This window comes from Arthrobacter sp. AOP36-F1-5 (assembly GCF_058137995.1).
Genome location: NZ_CM176892.1, coordinates 981,820 through 997,605, shown reverse-complemented (window position 1 = coordinate 997,605; position 15,786 = coordinate 981,820). Strand labels below are relative to the sequence as shown.

At 63.1% G+C, this 15,786-nt stretch carries 15 protein-coding genes; 7 read left to right on the top strand and 8 right to left on the bottom strand.

Annotated elements, in window-relative coordinates; genetic code table 11:
* Positions 1 to 16: 16 nt before the first annotated feature.
* From AC3ZI9_RS04565 to AC3ZI9_RS04550, 4 genes are all read right to left on the bottom strand, one after another.
* Entirely contained in the window at positions 17 to 2,119 is a 2,103-nt protein-coding gene (locus AC3ZI9_RS04565; protein ID WP_489923888.1) for a dipeptide ABC transporter ATP-binding protein, read from the bottom strand.
* Positions 2,116 to 3,039, bottom strand: a complete 924-nt coding sequence (locus tag AC3ZI9_RS04560; RefSeq protein WP_444566960.1) for an ABC transporter permease — start codon at positions 3,037 to 3,039, stop codon at positions 2,116 to 2,118. Before AC3ZI9_RS04560 ends, AC3ZI9_RS04565 begins: the two co-directional genes overlap by 4 nt.
* Before the next feature lie 8 nt (positions 3,040 to 3,047).
* Positions 3,048 to 3,968 carry an ABC transporter permease gene (locus tag AC3ZI9_RS04555; RefSeq protein ID WP_489923887.1) on the bottom strand — a complete coding sequence of 307 codons (921 nt, stop codon included), beginning with the start codon at positions 3,966 to 3,968 and terminating at the stop codon, positions 3,048 to 3,050.
* Positions 3,969 to 4,386: 418 nt separating this feature from the next.
* Complete coding sequence (locus AC3ZI9_RS04550; protein ID WP_489923886.1) at positions 4,387 to 6,051, bottom strand: alpha/beta hydrolase; 1,665 nt, start codon at positions 6,049 to 6,051, stop codon at positions 4,387 to 4,389.
* 503 nt (positions 6,052 to 6,554) lie between these two features.
* On the opposite strand from AC3ZI9_RS04550, the gene AC3ZI9_RS04545 reads away from it, so the two are divergent.
* The 5 genes from AC3ZI9_RS04545 (at position 6,555) to AC3ZI9_RS04525 (ending at position 9,400) form a co-directional block, all read left to right on the top strand.
* Positions 6,555 to 6,971, top strand: a complete 417-nt coding sequence (locus tag AC3ZI9_RS04545) for a hypothetical protein (protein ID WP_444566957.1) — start codon at positions 6,555 to 6,557, stop codon at positions 6,969 to 6,971.
* 121 nt (positions 6,972 to 7,092) lie between these two features.
* A complete protein-coding gene (locus tag AC3ZI9_RS04540; RefSeq protein WP_489923885.1) occupies positions 7,093 to 7,443 on the top strand; it encodes a hypothetical protein in 351 nt (116 codons plus the stop codon).
* Positions 7,440 to 8,318: a hypothetical protein gene (locus AC3ZI9_RS04535; RefSeq protein WP_489923884.1), complete on the top strand. Its 879-nt coding sequence runs from the start codon at positions 7,440 to 7,442 to the stop codon at positions 8,316 to 8,318. The genes AC3ZI9_RS04540 and AC3ZI9_RS04535 overlap by 4 nt, the downstream gene beginning before the upstream one ends.
* 41 nt (positions 8,319 to 8,359) lie before the next feature.
* Positions 8,360 to 8,863 carry a very short patch repair endonuclease gene (locus AC3ZI9_RS04530; RefSeq protein WP_489923883.1) on the top strand — a complete coding sequence of 168 codons (504 nt, stop codon included), beginning with the start codon at positions 8,360 to 8,362 and terminating at the stop codon, positions 8,861 to 8,863.
* Between the two features lie 9 nt (positions 8,864 to 8,872).
* The gene (locus AC3ZI9_RS04525) at positions 8,873 to 9,400 is read left to right on the top strand and encodes a GNAT family N-acetyltransferase (RefSeq protein ID WP_489923882.1); all 528 of its coding nucleotides are present in this window, start codon (positions 8,873 to 8,875) and stop codon (positions 9,398 to 9,400) included.
* Positions 9,401 to 9,463: 63 nt separating this feature from the next.
* Here AC3ZI9_RS04525 and AC3ZI9_RS04520 read toward each other — a convergent pair whose 3' ends face one another.
* A complete protein-coding gene (locus AC3ZI9_RS04520) occupies positions 9,464 to 10,408 on the bottom strand; it encodes an NADP-dependent oxidoreductase (RefSeq protein ID WP_489923881.1) in 945 nt (314 codons plus the stop codon).
* A 347-nt stretch (positions 10,409 to 10,755) separates the two neighbouring features.
* Here AC3ZI9_RS04520 and AC3ZI9_RS04515 point away from each other — a divergent pair, with 347 nt between their 5' ends.
* A complete protein-coding gene (locus AC3ZI9_RS04515; RefSeq protein ID WP_489923880.1) occupies positions 10,756 to 11,160 on the top strand; it encodes a VOC family protein in 405 nt (134 codons plus the stop codon).
* Positions 11,161 to 11,392: 232 nt separating this feature from the next.
* On the top strand, positions 11,393 to 12,337 hold the full coding sequence (locus AC3ZI9_RS04510) for an FUSC family protein (RefSeq protein WP_489923879.1): 945 nt from the start codon (positions 11,393 to 11,395) through the stop codon (positions 12,335 to 12,337).
* 43 nt (positions 12,338 to 12,380) lie between these two features.
* On the opposite strand, the gene AC3ZI9_RS04505 is transcribed toward AC3ZI9_RS04510, so the two are convergent.
* The 3 genes from AC3ZI9_RS04505 to AC3ZI9_RS04495 all read right to left on the bottom strand — a co-directional run bounded on the left by AC3ZI9_RS04505 (position 12,381) and on the right by AC3ZI9_RS04495 (position 15,783).
* Positions 12,381 to 12,884, bottom strand: coding sequence for a hypothetical protein (locus AC3ZI9_RS04505; protein ID WP_489923878.1), 504 nt, complete (start codon positions 12,882 to 12,884; stop codon positions 12,381 to 12,383).
* Between the two features lie 129 nt (positions 12,885 to 13,013).
* Complete coding sequence (locus tag AC3ZI9_RS04500) at positions 13,014 to 14,837, bottom strand: HNH endonuclease (protein WP_489923877.1); 1,824 nt, start codon at positions 14,835 to 14,837, stop codon at positions 13,014 to 13,016.
* Positions 14,838 to 14,979: 142 nt separating this feature from the next.
* Positions 14,980 to 15,783, bottom strand: coding sequence for an ABC transporter permease (locus AC3ZI9_RS04495; RefSeq protein WP_489923876.1), 804 nt, complete (start codon positions 15,781 to 15,783; stop codon positions 14,980 to 14,982).
* Between the last annotated feature and the right edge of the window lie 3 nt (positions 15,784 to 15,786).

Here is a 15,786-nt window from a genome sequence, read left to right as displayed (position 1 = left end):
CGGGTGGTCCCGGTCATCATTTGATTTCCATCGGAAAATGGCATGCGCGTTGCTGGTCCGTTTCCCCCTCTTTCACTAGATCCGGTTCCTCGGCCTCGCATACCGCGCGGTCGGCTTCCGGAAGCATCTTGTAGGTGGGACATCTGGTCCGGAAGCGGCATCCGGAAATCCGTTCGGTGGGGCTGGGAAGCTCACCGCTGAGCATGATGCGTTGGCGTTGGCGTTCCACCTGCGGGTCGGGGATCGGTGCCGCGGACAGCAAAGCCGCCGTATAGGGGTGGCGCGGCCGGGTGTAGATGCTCTCGACGTCACCGATCTCCACGATCCGGCCGAGGTACATCACCGCGACGCGATCAGCGACGTGGCGGACCACCGAAAGGTCGTGGGCCACGAACAGGAAGGAGACCCCGAGCCTGGCCTGCAAGGATTCGAGCAGGTTGATGACCCCGGCTTGGATGGAGACGTCCAACGCGGAGACCGGCTCGTCCAGGACCACGAGGGACGGTTCGATGGCCAGGGCACGGGCGATACCGATGCGTTGTCGTTGTCCACCGGAGAACTGCTCCGGGAAGCGGTCCACATGATCCGGGTTGAGCCCCACCAGGTCCATGAGGATACCGAGCCGCTCATTGATGGCCTTTTTGGTCCAGCCCTGTGCCTTCAGCGGTTCGGCGATGACGTCGTAGACGGGCATGCGGGGGTCGAGGGCGGCCATGGGGTCCTGGAAGACGATCTGCAGATCCGACCGCAGCTTGCGCCGCTGATGGGCGCCGAGTTCGGAGACGTCCCGCCCCATCAGGACGATGCGTCCGTTCATGGGTTGCTTCAGCTGCATGATCTCCAGCAACGTACTGGTCTTCCCGCAGCCGGACTCCCCCACCAGCGCCAGGGTTTCGCCTTGCCGGATATCCAGAGTGACCCCGTCCACGGCGCGGACGGTGCCGGTCTTGCGGCGGAGCATCCCGCTGGAGAGCTCGAAATGACGTTTGAGATCCTTGACTTCCAGCACGGTCGCGCGCTCTGCGCGAGCGACATTGGCCTCGCGTGGCGGAAGTTCCGGAATCGGGTAGACGTCGGTGTATTTGAGCCCCTGTTCGACGATTTCATCGGCGCGGATGCAGGCGGCATCGTGCGCGTTGGGACCACCATGGGTAACCAGCGCCGGTTCGGCCTCCGTGCATTGGTCCACGGCAATGGGGCACCGCTCCGCGAACGGGCAGCCGGGAGGAAGGATCACCGGCGAGGGCGGGTTCCCCTCGATCGGGACCAGCGGGCCCGAGGTGCTGCGGTCCGGACGGGGAACGGCGGCGAGCAAGCCCATGGTGTAGGGCATTTGTGGAGCATCGAACACGCTGTCGACGGTTCCGTGTTCCACTGGTTTGCCGGCATACATGACCATGACGTCGTCAGCCACGTTGGCCACGACACCCAGGTCGTGCGTGATCATGACGACGCCGGCTCCGGTCTCACGCTGGGCAAGTTTCAGGACATCAAGCACCTGGGCTTGGATGGTGACATCCAACGCCGTGGTCGGCTCATCGGCGATGAGGACCTTGGGGTCGTTGGCGATGGCGATGGCAATCATCACCCGCTGCCGCATGCCTCCGGAAAATTGATGCGGGTAGGCCTTCAGCCGCGCTGCGGGATCGGAGATCCCCACCAAGTCCAACAGTTCCATGGAACGCTTCACGACCTGCCCGCGGCTGAGGTCCTGATGCGTATCCAGGGCTTCGGCGATCTGCTGGCCGATGGTGAAGACCGGGGTCAGCGCCGACAAGGGATCCTGGAAGATCATGCTCATTTCAAGGCCACGCACCGAGGACATCTCGCGGTCGTTGAGCCGGAGCAGTTCACGCTCATCGAGCCGGACGGATCCGCCGACGACGGCCGAGTCCGGGAGCAGCCCCATGATGGCCAGCGAGGCGGCCGACTTTCCCGACCCCGATTCGCCGGCGATGGCCAGTGTCCGGCCGGGCAGCAGGTCGAAGGAGACCCCTCGGACCGCCCTCACCGGCCCGGCTTCGCTGCCGTAGCTGACCGTCAGGTCCCTGACGGAAAGCACGGGTTCCGTGGCGGATTCCCGCGTATCGCCCAGTTCTGCGGGGTGGGTCATGGTCATGCCTTGCCTCCGGATTCCGATGAGGGGTCCAGGGCGTCCCGTAGGCCATCCCCGATCTTGGTCATGCTGTAACACAGCGCGAGCAGCAGCAGCGCAGGGGTCAGGAACATCCACGGGGCGGTCATCAGGGTCGCCGATCCTGATTTGATCAGCACGCCGAGGGAGGTGTCCGGAGGGGTGATCCCGAAACCGATGAAGGACAGGCCTGTCTCCGCTTCAACCGCATAGACGACACCGAGCACGGTGTGGATGATCAGGATCGAACCCAGGTTGGGGATCATGTGCCGCCAGAGAACGGTCAGCGGCTTCACCCCCATGTAGCGGGCGGCGGCGACATATTCACGGTCGCGGAGTGATTGGGCAATGGAGCGAAGCACCCGGGCGTAACCGATCCAGCCGAAGAGCATCAACGCGAACGTCAGCCAGATCCAGCCGCTGGTTCCCGAGGACTTGGAGACCATGATGGCCAGCAGGAAGAACGTGGGCACGACCAGGAGCATGTCGAGGATCCAGGTCCCTACCGTTTCGAACCATCCTTCGACGTAGGCGATGGCCGCCCCGACGAATGCCGCGATGACGGTGATGCCGATCGAAGCGATGAAACCGATCATCAGGGATCGTCCCAGCCCCCGGGCCGAGAGGACGAACAGGTCTCCACCGACGATGTCGGTGCCGAGCCAGTGTTCGGCGCTCGGCGGTTGCTTGAGATTCAGGAAATCGGGTTCGTCGTAGTCCCACTCCGTCAGATATTTGGCGAAGACCGCGTAGATGATCATCAGCAGCACGATGGCCACGCCGATGACTGCCTGCTTATTGCGGCAGAAGCGACGCAGGATCAGCCGGTGCTTCGAGGTGCGCTTGACCGTGGTCCGGACTTCGCTGTCCTGGTTGGAGAGGTCGATGCTCGCGTTGGTAGTCATGGGGCCCCTTAGGAGATCCGGATCCGGGGATCCAGGAAGGCAACGAATATGTCGGCGAGGAGAAGTCCCGCGCAGGTGGCGACGCCACCGAGGAAGGCGACGGCAACGGAACCGTTGATGTCGTTCTTGGAGAGGCTTTCGATGAAGTACAGACCGGCTCCATGGATGGCGAAGATCTGCTCGACGAACAGTGCGCCGGTCACCGTACCGGTGATCGAAAACGCGATGCCGTACGCGGTGGGGATCATGGAGGTCCTCAGGGCATGACGGCGAATGGCCACGTTCTGCGGGACGCCTTTGGCCCGGGCGGTCCGCACATAATCAGCGTTCATGGTGTCCAGCAGATAGGTGCGTTGGGTGAGGTGGAAGCCCACGTAGCCCACCAGGGTCAACACCAGGGTGGGGAGGAACAGGTGTTGCATGTAACTGAAGAACGTGCCGTCCCCCAAACCGGTCACGGCAAACCAGTGGAGATCAAATCGCTGTTGCAGCATCAGATACATCAGCACGACCAGTAGTGCCAGAACGAAGGACGGCATGACCAGGAAAACGGCACTGACCGAGTTCGTGACGTGGTCGAAGGCCTTGTACTTGCGGATGGCCGCCCGGACGCCGATGGCGATGCCGACGATGATGGCCAACGCCGTGGAGATGGTGACCAGTTGGACGCTGACCCAGGCCCGGTCCCAGATGACCCCGCTGACGGGCTCCCCCACCGGGCTGTATCCCCAATTCCAGTGGAGCACGATGTCGGTGAGCCAATTCCAGTACCGTTCGAAAATCGGTGTCTGGTCGTTGATGCCCGCATAGTCCAACGAGGCGTTGATCGATGCTGCAGGGGGTTGAGGCCGGAGGGCCATGTAGTTGGAGCGTGGATCCAGGAACCAGGACGCCAGGAAGTAGACCCCGCTGGTTGCCAGGAACAACATGACTGTGTACGAAGCGAATCTTCGGGCAATGAATTTCAGCAAACGTGGTTCCTCTGGAGCTAGTGGGCCGTGGACCCCGGCGTCGACTCTGACGTCCGGAACAAAGCCCTTGACCTCCACCACCCTGCCAAGGATGGGTGACCTGTGTCACGCCCTCTGAAGCAACAATTTCATAACGGGTTCTTGCGAACCATTTAAACGAATTGAATACACCATGACTGAACTCGTGCCATAAATCGGGTTTGTGTCATGGTTGTAAATAATTGATCTCAACCCTGCGCTGACTTTGCATCTTGTCTAAAAATCTCGGTGGAAAGCCGGTGGAATCGACTCCGCCCGGAAGTCTTCGGTCCACGAAAGAACCCCTGGATCCCTCCAACGAGAGGACAAGAAACCAGGGGTTCTTCGTGATGTCCAGCTAGGAACGCGGCACGGCTCCAGGAATCGGCGGGACCACTGGCGGCAGTCCACGGTCCGGTGTCATCCGGCGTTTCTTCTGTGCGTCCTGCTCATCGAGCGGGACGGTGAACGGCTGGATATCGCCCTCGCAGACGGTGCCCTTGGCCGGCAATTCGCCCGTCAGGAGGTAGGAATCCACGGCACCCGTCGCACACGTCGACGTCCCGTAGGCCGTGTGTCCCCAGTTGGTACTGGAGAGCAGGCGGCTCTTGGGCAGCGACGAGGCAGCGTTGACCGCCCCGTCGTAGTTGGTAGCCGGGTCCCAATAGTTGCCCACGACGAGGACCGGGTTGGCCGTGTCATGATCGAAGGTCCCCCGGTAGGAGTCCTCGTCCTGAGCGGTCCACGTCGAGTTCGCGCACGGGGCGGATGACCAGGTCCACATCGGCCCGAAGTCCGGAGCCAGGATCTGCGCATAGTCGGCGTAGTTCGCCCAGCTCCCGGCTCGGTACGGGTTGATCCCATCGGTACACAACACCGACTGGAAGGCCTCCGGGGCATTGCTGTAGGGGAAGGCCCAGCCTGCGGACTTCCCCATGCGTTGTTTCGCCTTTGCCGCCTCGTCCGCCGCCTGCTCCTCCTCGGTGATTCGCGCAGCCAGATCCTTGCGTGCCTGAATCTGACGCTTGGCCAGTGCACTGCCCTGCGCGCCCGGCTCGGCCATCAGCGCGGATACCTGGGCAAGTAATCCATCCACGGTTGCCCCGGCATCGGGTGCATATAAGGAATTCAGCATCAATGACGTCAACATCGCGTAACTGAGCTCGAAGGTTTCGCCTTCGGCGCTGACGACCAACGGCTCCTTCTTCAAGGACTTCACAATGGCCTGATAGACCTTGGCAGGGTCTCCGTCCGCAGCCAGCTGGCAGTAGTCCTCCCCTGCGGTTTTGCAGCGCTTGAGGATTTCCTTCAATGCCTTGGAGGCACCCTGGCCGGATTTGATGCGTTGGGTCTGCGGGAGCGCCTTGTTCCACTTCGTGCCGGCCCAGCCTTCCGGGTCTAGTACACCGTCGATGACCACCGCACGGACCCGGTCGGGGAACATGTTGGCGTAGACATTGCCCAGGTAGCTGCCATAGGAGAAACCCAGGAAGCTGAGCTGTTCATCCCCGACCATGCGCCGAAGCAGATCCATATCCCGGGCCACCTCGGCAGTGGACATGGATTCAGAAAGCGGGGTTCCCGTGGTCGCGCAGGCCTGGCCGAACGCCTCGGAGGAGCTGATGTAGGCCTTCTTTTCGGACTTGGTGACCGGGAAGGCGACGTTGAAGCCGCTCAAGTCCGCGGATTGCTCCCCCATGTTTTCCCAGCAGGCCACATTGTCACTGAAATTGGTTCCACGGGGGTCGAACCCCACGACATCGAAACGCTGGCGAAGTTCGGGACTGAGGAAGAAATCCGCCGAAGCAGCCATCTGTACGCCGGAGCCGCCCGGTCCTCCGGGATTGAGGAACAAGGTTCCCAGCTTTTCGTCCTTGCTACCGGTGGCTTCCAGCCTCAATGCGGCGACGTCGGTCGTTGGTCCGTCCGGCTTGTCGTAGTCCAACGGCATCGGAATATTGGCGCAGTCGGCACCTTTGGCGATGTCGGCGCAGTCGAACCAGTCGGCTTTGGGCGTGGCCACACGGTCGACCTTTTGGGTCTCCGTTTTCTGTGATGGGACCTGCGGGAGAGCCATCGTTGAGGTCGGAAGCGGGGTCACCGCCGTCGCGGCACCAGCAGACGCCGGGGCGATGAGCAGGAGTGCCGCCCCCAGAAAAGCGCAGGGGCCGGCCCAACGGCGGGCGGTCACTGGGCACATCCCGTGGGTAGATGACGGATCGACGCTATCGGGGGTGTCTTGTGTTTATATTCCATGCAGTCAGGCTATGGACGACATCAACAAGAGGGCAAGATAAGTTGGAAACTTATACACTAAATCTGTGATGACATTTCATTGACAGCGAGTGGAGCCTGATGGGCCCCTCTCGAACTGCTGGCATTCGTTCCCGCAAGGACCCTCCTAGTGCCCCACGCGCGTATCCTCGAGCCTGGATCCAGAAACGTTGAAGTAAGTATTTCGGCAAAGCCCTTGGCTGCCTTCTGGATGATCCATGGTTTGAGCGCTGAAATGAAAGGAGACCTTGGATGCCTGAATGGGTCATGATGGTGCTGTTCCAGATCGGCGTGTGTTTCTTCGCTGGCATCACCCTGGCGTTCTTTTCTTACCGCGCCTATAAGGGCCGTTGGTCCTGGTTCCTCACGAATCAGCCCTTCATGGTGCCCGTCGGCCGATACTGGGGACTACTCACGTGCGCTTTGTGGGCAGTATGTTCATTCTGGGTAGGTGTGGCCGGAAGCTACATCGTGTGGTTCAACTATTACCACGTAGACATGTCGCCCATGGGGAGCTTCTTGCTCACCGTGCCGGTCATCGTGATCGTTGGTGGGGCCGGAACGTTGTTCTCGTGGTGGCTGCCCAAACGGTGGCGCCCGCAGTGGCTGCTGGACCTCGACCGTCAGTATGGCGGGAGTCAAAACACGCCGTATGAATTCCCACATTGACACCATCAATCTTCCCGGAAGGAGCACCACTGATATGGGCTCTTTGAACGCCGGACCGTTGAGGCTACTCCCACCCTCCGGGTGGTCCGCCACAGAGCCGTTGGTAGGAACCGACGCTGTGGTGCTTGCCCCCGCACCACCGGAGGGGGCTTTTCGTCCCAACTTCGTCGTCCACTCCGAAGAATTCGCTGGCAGCCAAGCGAAGCTATCGACCGTAACCCTGGCCGGCCACCAGGTGATGCTGGCTGAATATCACCTCATCGATGTCGATACCTGGGACGTGCCGGTTCCGGATGGCCGACGGTTTGAGTACGTTCACCGGTTGGGTGGGGGCCTGCTCCACTGCATCCAATACAGCACCGTCATCAACGGACTGGCCGCACATCTCACGTTGACTTCCACCGAGGCTCAATTGGCAGGTCTTGACGCCGCTTTCCTCGACTGCAACGACACGGTCAAGGTGGCAGCATGAGCAGAATCCCGGACCGCGAGCCACGACTGGACGCGACCGCAACCAGCCGCTCTGGTGTGCCCCGTGAAGAACTCTCGGGGTTGGCCATCCGTCAGCCCTACCGCAGCGTAGGCCCTTGGCTGTCGCTCGATGCCCAACGGCTGGTCGGTCTGCTGGGACCACGTTCCAAAGCAGGGATCGCTGATGATGGTGACTCCTTGATCAGCCTAAGTGGTGGCTTGGGTGCCTTCGAACGACGAGGCCAGCAGGAAGCCATCGGCGAACTCGTCTCCGCGGAGCTGGCTACCCAGGAGGGAAAGCTCTCCAGCGGGGGCTTGGTGTGCACGACCCCGCTACGCCAGAATGCCTCGTCCTGGCGCATCACCACACAGTTGCGGGGTCGTACATCAGTTCTGCAACTCTGGTTCGGGACCAACGAACGCGTCCTGTTGCTCGCAGGCCCCTCGGCCCATCAGCAACTTCAGGCCGATCCCGAGCTGGCAGCTTTCTCGTCTCACGCGCAGTTGGACTACATTGCCGCAGACGAGACCGCGGCCGTGGTCACTTCCTGGCTGGGTCTCGGCCCCTCCTGGTTCCGCCAGGAATCGGTTTCCATCAGTCGAATCGTCTACGACCAACGAGCTCTTGCCAACGATACCGATATCGCCAGGCCCGACGGTGTCACCCCGGAATTATGGGAGAGCCCGTGGTTGGTGTGGCAAATCGAGCAGCAGGGCGGCCAGCCGTCGACGTTCGTCAACGCCTCGGCTGCCGGCCACTATCAGGTACGTGCTGATTCTGGCCGGGCACTTCTCGAACGCGTTCCCGCCCGCAACGTGTACCGTCATCTGGTTAAACTGTTCTCCATGGATCAGACCGGCCTGAACGTAGGATAAGGCCAGAACCACACAAGAACCCGCGTCCCAGGACCCCTCCCATGGATCGTTTGACCCCCGAGCAGCGCTCCGCTCAGATGTCGCGCATCCGAGGTACCAACACGCGTCCCGAACTCGTTGTACGCCGGTTGGTCCACCACGCCGGGTTCAGATTCCGATTGCACAGGCGGATTTCTGCCGTGGCACAGGCCCAGGCCCGACGTCACCACCCGGATGTACGGTTACCCGGAGGAAAGCTCCCGGGACGTCCGGATCTCGTCTTTTCCGGGCAACGGAAGGTCGTCTTCGTCAATGGCTGTTTCTGGCACCAACACGGCTGTCGAGCCGGACGGCACGCACCAACAACCAATGCGGAGTTCTGGGCCCGGAAGCTCCAGACGAACAGGGAACGCGATGCACGTAACCACTCGGAACTCCATGAACTGGGCTGGAGTGTCCTGGATGTCTGGGAATGCGAACTAGAGGACGCCGACGTCGTCCTCTCGAAGCTCGTCGCCTTTCTCGATGGGGGGGGGGTCGGGCACCCCGGTGGGCGACGGCGATAGATTGGACCGATGATCTACCGCATCCGCCAATCCACCCCCGAAGATGCCGAAGCCTTGGTGGACATGCACGCCGCTGCTCTCGAAGAGAGCTACCGGAGCCTCATGCCCCGGATCGCTTTCCACACCGTCGGCGCCGAGCGGAACGAGCGCGTTCAACGTCGCCGCTCCTTCCTCAACGGTACAGATCCCCACTTCCTTGCCCACGATGGCGCCGGTTCCGTCGTCGGGTTCGTCGAGTCGGGCCCCGGACGCGACGAGCAAAGACCCCGCACGGTGGAGCTATATCGCATTTACACGCTGGCAGGAACCCATGGAAGCGGGCTCGGCTCCGACTTGCTCGAGGCCTGTATATCAGATGCTGCTGCGTACTTATGGGTCTTGGAGGCGAACCCGCGTGCCCAGGCTTTCTACGCCAAGCACGGCTTTCGTCCGGACGGGGCCCGGAAGCGGCTGCCCGCCGCATTCAACGAGCTGCCAGAAATCCGCATGGTCCGTCCTGCGGGATTTGCCCCGCGCGCCAGCCAACAGTCCAGCTGACCCCCTCCAACAACAGGAACCGGCCCCGGCGGGTCTACGGTGATTTTCCGCGACCTTACCCGTCTAACGCTCAGTGAGATCCGCGACAATGAGTAGCGTTTTTCCTGGAGTCGTTTCGTCCGCGGCAAAAGCCTCGGCGGCCCGCGCCAATGGGAGGGTCATTCCGATGTGCAGGATCACGTGGCCCGCGTCCACGGCGGCAACGAACTGGTCGAGTACGTCGGTGACCGGAACGCTCAGCTGGGTCTGTGCGCTAACCCCTGCGGCTGAAGCGGTGGCTTCATCATGCTGGCTGGATAGTGAGAGCATCGTCCCGCCCGAACGCAGAAGGCCGTAGTACGGTGCCGGATCCAGCCCCGGGGACGCATCCAGGATGACATCGACGGCGGGTAGGTCCTCCCACCATGATTGGTCGGCATAGTCGTGGACTTCCGAGGCCCCCAGCGCGAGAACATCTTCATGATCGGCCGGACCGGCCGTGGCGATGACTTTGGCACCGACGGCCTGTGCCAGCTGGACGCCCAGGCTACCGATGGCGCCCCCTCCCCCGAGGACCAGCACCGTCATTCCTGGAATGATGCGCAGTGATTCGATGGCTTGGAGGGCACTGGCTCCAACTAGTGGCAGGGCCGCGGCTTCGACCAGCGGCAAGGACTTAGGGGCATGGGCTGCGAACACTGCCGGACCCACGGCATATTCGGCGAAGCTACCGGAACCGCCCATGGCCACCCCGGCCTGTCCGATGACGAGGTCACCTACTGAGAAGCCCTCCACCCCGGGCCCGATCTTTTCCACGATCCCCGAATAGTCGGTACCCAGGGTGATCGGGAATTCCAACGGCATGTCCTCGGCCATGTACCCCAACGCAATGCCGGTATCGATCTGGTTGATGCTCGCGGCGGCCACCCGGACAAGAAGGTGCCCCTCGGATACCTCGGTCGGGCCCTGGGTGTCGGCGACAACAACCTGGTCGGTGGGTCCGTAGTTCTGGATCTGGATAGCGGTCATGCTCGGCTCCCGAAGTGGTTTTGGCCGACGGTCCCGACGGACCATCGACGTGGTTGCTCCACCCTGCCACGATAGGACCATGGCCACCAGCCGTGGACTACTGGATCCCCCTTGGATTCATGAAAACTGCCGTTCGGCATGCCGTTCGTGGTGCAGGCACGGCTGACTCGGCAGTCTGCTCCCGGGGCGCAACCATCTCCCGTCGTTCCCGGTAATCATGGCGGGTGGCCTTTCCTCGCCGGGAAGACCGACGGGCTGGCGAGAGCCCGGCGTCGGCGTCGTCTTGAACAAACCCGACGGCGGGGACACTGTGGAGATCTGACCGACGAGGGAAGGCTGGACCTGACATGTTGCTCGATGGCATCAACCACATAGCGCTCATTTCGAAGGACGTCGAGAGGCTGGGGCGCTTCTACCAAACAGTCTTCGACGCCATCGTGGTCGAAACCCGGGATCACGGGCCGGGTGAGACGATGACCAATATCCGGATCGGACCGGCGACTGAATTGAACGTCTTCGTCATCGCTGGCAATACCGAGGCCGACCGGCAGACCCCGATGTGGGGGCGTGGGCGACTGGATCATTTTGGTCTGGCCGCCGCTTCGGCCGAGGCCTTCGAGACCATCCGTGAACGGCTGGTGCAGGCGGGGGCCGGCGACGGAACCGTCAATGACTTCGGCACACAGTTCAGCATGTTCTTCCGGGATCCCGACGGTTTGGAAGGGGAAGTCCTTCTGCCCAAGACCCCGTAGCTTCCCCTCGGACACCAATCACCACGAGATGGCACGAGATGGCACGAGATGGCACGAGAACAGGTGTAGCAGATGGACGGGGCTCCCGCAGAAGAATCCCCCCTGAGGAGAATGACGTTCCCGAACGAACTGGAACTCTCGAAGCGCCGGTATTCTCGGCTCCTTGACCCAATCCTTCCTCGGAAGGCTGGCAGTCCTTTCTTCCACCGGCCGATCCAAAGGTAACGACATCATGAATATTTTCAGCCGTCCCCAGCCAGGTACCTTGGCCATCACGCTCAAGCTCCTCGTGGCCATCCTGATCCCTTCCGCGCTGGTGAGCGTGCTGGCGGGCACGTCGGCGAGCATGGGTTTCGGCATGGCCGTGGGTTTGGGCATGGCGGTCACGCCCGTGAGCCGGCCACGCCAGGTCGCGGCCCTGATCGTCGTGGGTGCCGCTTTAGGCGCTTTGGCGTCCTGGGCCGGGACAACTCCGTGGGCCATAGCGGCGCTCATGTTCGCCTCCGCAGTCCTCTTTGCCATCGCCAACCAGCGCTCCGCTGGGCTGCTGTCCCTCGCTCCGATCATGGTGATCCTCTTTGGCCCCGGCCCCATCGATTTGAGCTGGTGGTCCGCGGGCCTGTGGATTCTTGGTGGTGGGCTGGTCGGCTGCTTCATCACCCGCCTCCTGAAGTTCCAGGCACCGACCCTCCCTGTGGACCAGCGCAGCGCCTGGGAACATGGGTTGGCCGTCGGCATCCTGTGTGCCGGAGTCATGTTCTGGAGTCTGACCTATCAGGTTCCGCACGGCTACTGGATCGCCGTGACCGTGCTCATGGCCCTGCGTCCTCTGGCCAACCAGCGGCGCGAGACGCTCAACGGCCGGCTGATCGGCACCTTCCTCGGGGCGATCATTGCCCTGCTGGTCGTCCTGTTCCTGCCACTATGGGCCGCGGTGGTCGTGGCCGTACTGTGCCTGTTCACCCTGGTTTGGTACACCATGGGCGGCGCCTACCTGATGCAAGCACTGTCCTTGACGCCCATGCTGTTGATCTTCGCTTCCCTCGGTGACGTCGACCGCGGATTCGAGCTGACCATCGAGCGGGTCGTCTTCACCGTCGTGGGAATCGCAGCGGCCGTGCTGCTGGCGCTGCTCCTGCGCCGGTGGGCCTCCCAACGAGAGGCAACCTCCGGCTAACCGCGCCTCGCCTCGGTCCCCCCGGCACCCTGACCACCAAAAATCACAGTCTCCGCACTCCCCCGGCTCCCCCAGCAGTCGAAGGCCATGCCTTCAGCACCTCTTCAGGGCCTGCAGGAAGCCGACCGGGCGGGGACACCGACACCGGCATTATCGCGGTGCCACAGGCCATCGCCCACCAGAACGCCTGCTGGAATCCTGCCAGGATACGGCTGGCAAGGATGCCCTGACCCTGGGGAACCAGCAGCTGGGGCACTCGGAGCACAGTGGTCCCCCGCAGAACCTGGAAGTACAACGGCAGCAGGAGCATCGCGCCATTCAGGGTGATGCCGGGCCGGAACACCAGCGACGACGACGCGGCCAGCGGGCGAAAGCCTTGAGCAGAACCAGTTCTCCGATAGGCATCGCCCCATTGCGCGAAGACCTCCTCCCTGGCCGTGGCAATGCCATGCAACAGATCCCGGATCCTGGCGTGGACCGCGGTGAAGTCTATCCTGCCAAGTTCACTCGACGAGTGATCGGCGTCCCGTTCGACCTGTATCTGCATGGACTACTCATGCCCCTCAAAGCCGTGTCCGACGAGGTCGCCGATTCCATCGTCGACGAAGTTCCTGCCACTGGTGCTCAAAAGTAACCCGGTGTCTGCTGCTGGAACCACCTCCCGGAAAGGCGGCCCTCAGAACGGGATATCCTCCGTGCCGGACCGCGACTGGGTTGAGGTACTCTGCCACGGATCCACGGGGCGATCGTCGGGGGCCGCCCGGGGACGTGGCCCGCCGGCCTGGCGGTTCAGCCGTCGACGGCGAGCGCCGCGTGCCTGGCTGGTCTTGGCGTACCGGCCGAACTCCGGGTGCTCGCAGGACGGGTCAGGCACATCTTCCGCCCTGCCCCAGGGGGTCGATGGGGATTCCGGTGCCTGGGCCTGCGGCTCGACGGGCACGGTGGCGGCACGTCCAGGGTCTCCAACCGCCCACGGCGCGGCAGGGGTTCTTCCCTGCCGGGTACCGAAGAGGCTTCGTGCCACGACACTGCCGTCTGCGCCCTCCTCGAAATCGAGCAGTCCCCAGGACTTGAGCCGATGGCAGCGTCGGCACCTGAGATACAGATTGCCCAGATCAGTGCCGCCACCCTCCTGCCACTCCCGGTCATGGTCCACGTCGCAGTCCTCCACCCGGCCAGGGCATCCCGGGGTGCAACAGCCTCCGTCCCGGAAGCGCAGGGCCGCGCGTTGGGCGGCACTGGGCCGGTACTTTCTTTGTCCGAATTTCACGATGGCCCCGGTCATCGGATCGGTGACGACCCGCCACCAGGTCTTCGCTGCCGCCATGAAACGTGCGGCGGATTCCTGATCGACGACTCCGCCGCCGAGCACTGTGGGAACTTCTGCCCCGGGCGGTAGTTCGGCCGTACCGACTTGGCTGGGCTTGCTTTCGGTTTCGGCGGTGGGGCCACCCGGCAGACCGGGAAGCATCGTGGCCGGGATCGTGACAAAGACTTCGGGCTGGATCGAGGCCAGCCCCTTCCCCGCGGGACCCTCGAGCAGCAGGTCCATGAACACATCGGCCCGCAATTGCTCCACGGTCCGCAGTTCGGTCGGGTCATCGGTGGCTTCAGTCATTGGCGTCCCCGGACCGGAAGCTGCCGCGCTATGAGGGGCGGGGGTGCCGTTCCCTTCGGGATGCAGCAGATCGGCGGCAGAGGCCGGATCCGCTTTCAGCACCCTGGCCATGGCATCGATCCTCGAGAAGATGGCGTGGCAACCGGCCGTGGGAAGGAAGGCGGAGAACCAGGACATCCCGTCAGCGTCTTCATCGAACATGATCCGCCGGTCCCGCATGGCAGTGCGCGAGCGCTTGGTATAGGAGAGCCCGTAGTACTTCTCCAGCAACTGCCGGCCCCGGGTACGCAATTGTGCAGGTGACTTCCCGGGAGCCGTGGCCAGCATGTCTGCGCCGAAATCCCGCCGTGCGGCCCGGGCCTGCTCGTCCAGCCGGGCCTTCTCCCGTTCCCATTCCTCCCGGGTGGCCTGATCGGCTTCCCGGGGCAATGCCGGGAGCGTTTCAGGGACGATGTACTTCACTTGTTCGAGGATCTTCTGGACATGGCCGCTCCCCAGTCGTCCCGAGGCCAGGGAGTCGATGACTTCCGGGGTCTGTAGGACCAGGGTTTCCGCCTGGTCGAGAATGCGCTGCCCTTGTCCGGGGGAGATTCCACAGACCAGCGCGACTTCCAGCGCGGCGCTTTCCGTGGCGGCCTGTTCGGCCATCCGACCGGTACGCAGCGACGTCCCCATCCCGGGTTCCTGGGCCAAATCATCCAACAGGGACGGAACCGCCTGTTGGGCTTCGGCATGGAGCATGGCGGCGGCCTTGAACTTCTCCGCCTCGGCAAACCGGGCCAGGGCCTCGGCGGCTTTCAACCGGGTGGAACCATCCACGGTGGGGCCGGCGGACCGGGAGATGTCCCATCCGTCGACCACCACGCTCGTGTTGTGTTCCATGCCTCCACTCTGCCAGCAGGCGGGACCTCGCTCGAGGGGGTCGTCGGGTGCTGGGGACAGGAGGCTTGCCGGGTGACCTGTGAGGGGATCGTGGGAGGGAAACCCGCATGATCCGAGGCATCCGGCCTCTGATCTCCTTGAATCAGGACAGGATGTCCTTGGTGCTCAGCCGCCCATAGGCCAGGGCGCCGAAAACCAGGACATAGCCGCCCTGCAGCAAGGCGTTCCGGCCGAAGGATCCCCACAGGATCGGTTCACGCAGCAGATCGGCGAATCCGAACCATTCATGGGTGAACAACCAGGGATGCAACCAGTCCAGTTGGGGCAGCTGGCCCAGGATCTGGGCAGCCACCGAGAGCACGGCGGTGGCTGCCATCGCCCCCACGGGAACATCCGTCAGGGTGGAGATGAACAGGCCTACCGCCGCCAGCCCGCAGAGCGATAAGGCAACATAGCCGGCGATCAGCACGATCCGCAGGACGGCGGCGCCGAGGGCAATGGTGTCCCCCGATAGCAAGGTCACCGGCCCCACCGGGAAGAGGGCCGCCCCGATCAGCAGACCACAGATTGCCACCGTCAACGCCGCGGCCAGGCAGAAGGCCAACGCCCCGAGGTACTTCACCAACAACAGGTGGGCCCGGGAGGCGGGAGCAAGCAGCAGATAGCGCAACGTTCCGTGCCCTGCTTCTCCGGCAATGGTGTCTCCCGAGACCACGGCAACGGTCAACGGCAGGAACAGCGGAATGCACATGAACATCCCCACGATCGCCACGAATAGTCCGTTGCCGGCCACCTGGTCCAGGAACTGCGGACCATGGCCCGCGGGAACCTCCGAGGAGGTGAGCCGGACGGCGACGGCGATCAGGACCGGAACAGCCCCCAGTGCCGCGAGCATCGCCCACGTGCGCCTGCGTCGAAACACCATCCCCAGCTCTGAAAGCAACAACGC

Coding starts and splice junctions, on each gene's coding strand:
- AC3ZI9_RS04565 (WP_489923888.1), bottom strand. CDS start 2,119: ATGACCATGACCCACCCCGCAGAACTGGGCGATACGCGGGAATCCGCC.
- AC3ZI9_RS04560 (WP_444566960.1), bottom strand. CDS start 3,039: ATGACTACCAACGCGAGCATCGACCTCTCCAACCAGGACAGCGAAGTC.
- AC3ZI9_RS04555 (WP_489923887.1), bottom strand. CDS start 3,968: ATGTTGTTCCTGGCAACCAGCGGGGTCTACTTCCTGGCGTCCTGGTTC.
- AC3ZI9_RS04545 (WP_444566957.1), top strand. CDS start 6,555: ATGCCTGAATGGGTCATGATGGTGCTGTTCCAGATCGGCGTGTGTTTC.
- AC3ZI9_RS04535 (WP_489923884.1), top strand. CDS start 7,440: ATGAGCAGAATCCCGGACCGCGAGCCACGACTGGACGCGACCGCAACC.
- AC3ZI9_RS04530 (WP_489923883.1), top strand. CDS start 8,360: ATGGATCGTTTGACCCCCGAGCAGCGCTCCGCTCAGATGTCGCGCATC.
- AC3ZI9_RS04525 (WP_489923882.1), top strand. CDS start 8,873: ATGATCTACCGCATCCGCCAATCCACCCCCGAAGATGCCGAAGCCTTG.
- AC3ZI9_RS04520 (WP_489923881.1), bottom strand. CDS start 10,408: ATGACCGCTATCCAGATCCAGAACTACGGACCCACCGACCAGGTTGTT.
- AC3ZI9_RS04515 (WP_489923880.1), top strand. CDS start 10,756: ATGTTGCTCGATGGCATCAACCACATAGCGCTCATTTCGAAGGACGTC.
- AC3ZI9_RS04510 (WP_489923879.1), top strand. CDS start 11,393: ATGAATATTTTCAGCCGTCCCCAGCCAGGTACCTTGGCCATCACGCTC.
- AC3ZI9_RS04505 (WP_489923878.1), bottom strand. CDS start 12,884: ATGCAGATACAGGTCGAACGGGACGCCGATCACTCGTCGAGTGAACTT.
- AC3ZI9_RS04500 (WP_489923877.1), bottom strand. CDS start 14,837: ATGGAACACAACACGAGCGTGGTGGTCGACGGATGGGACATCTCCCGG.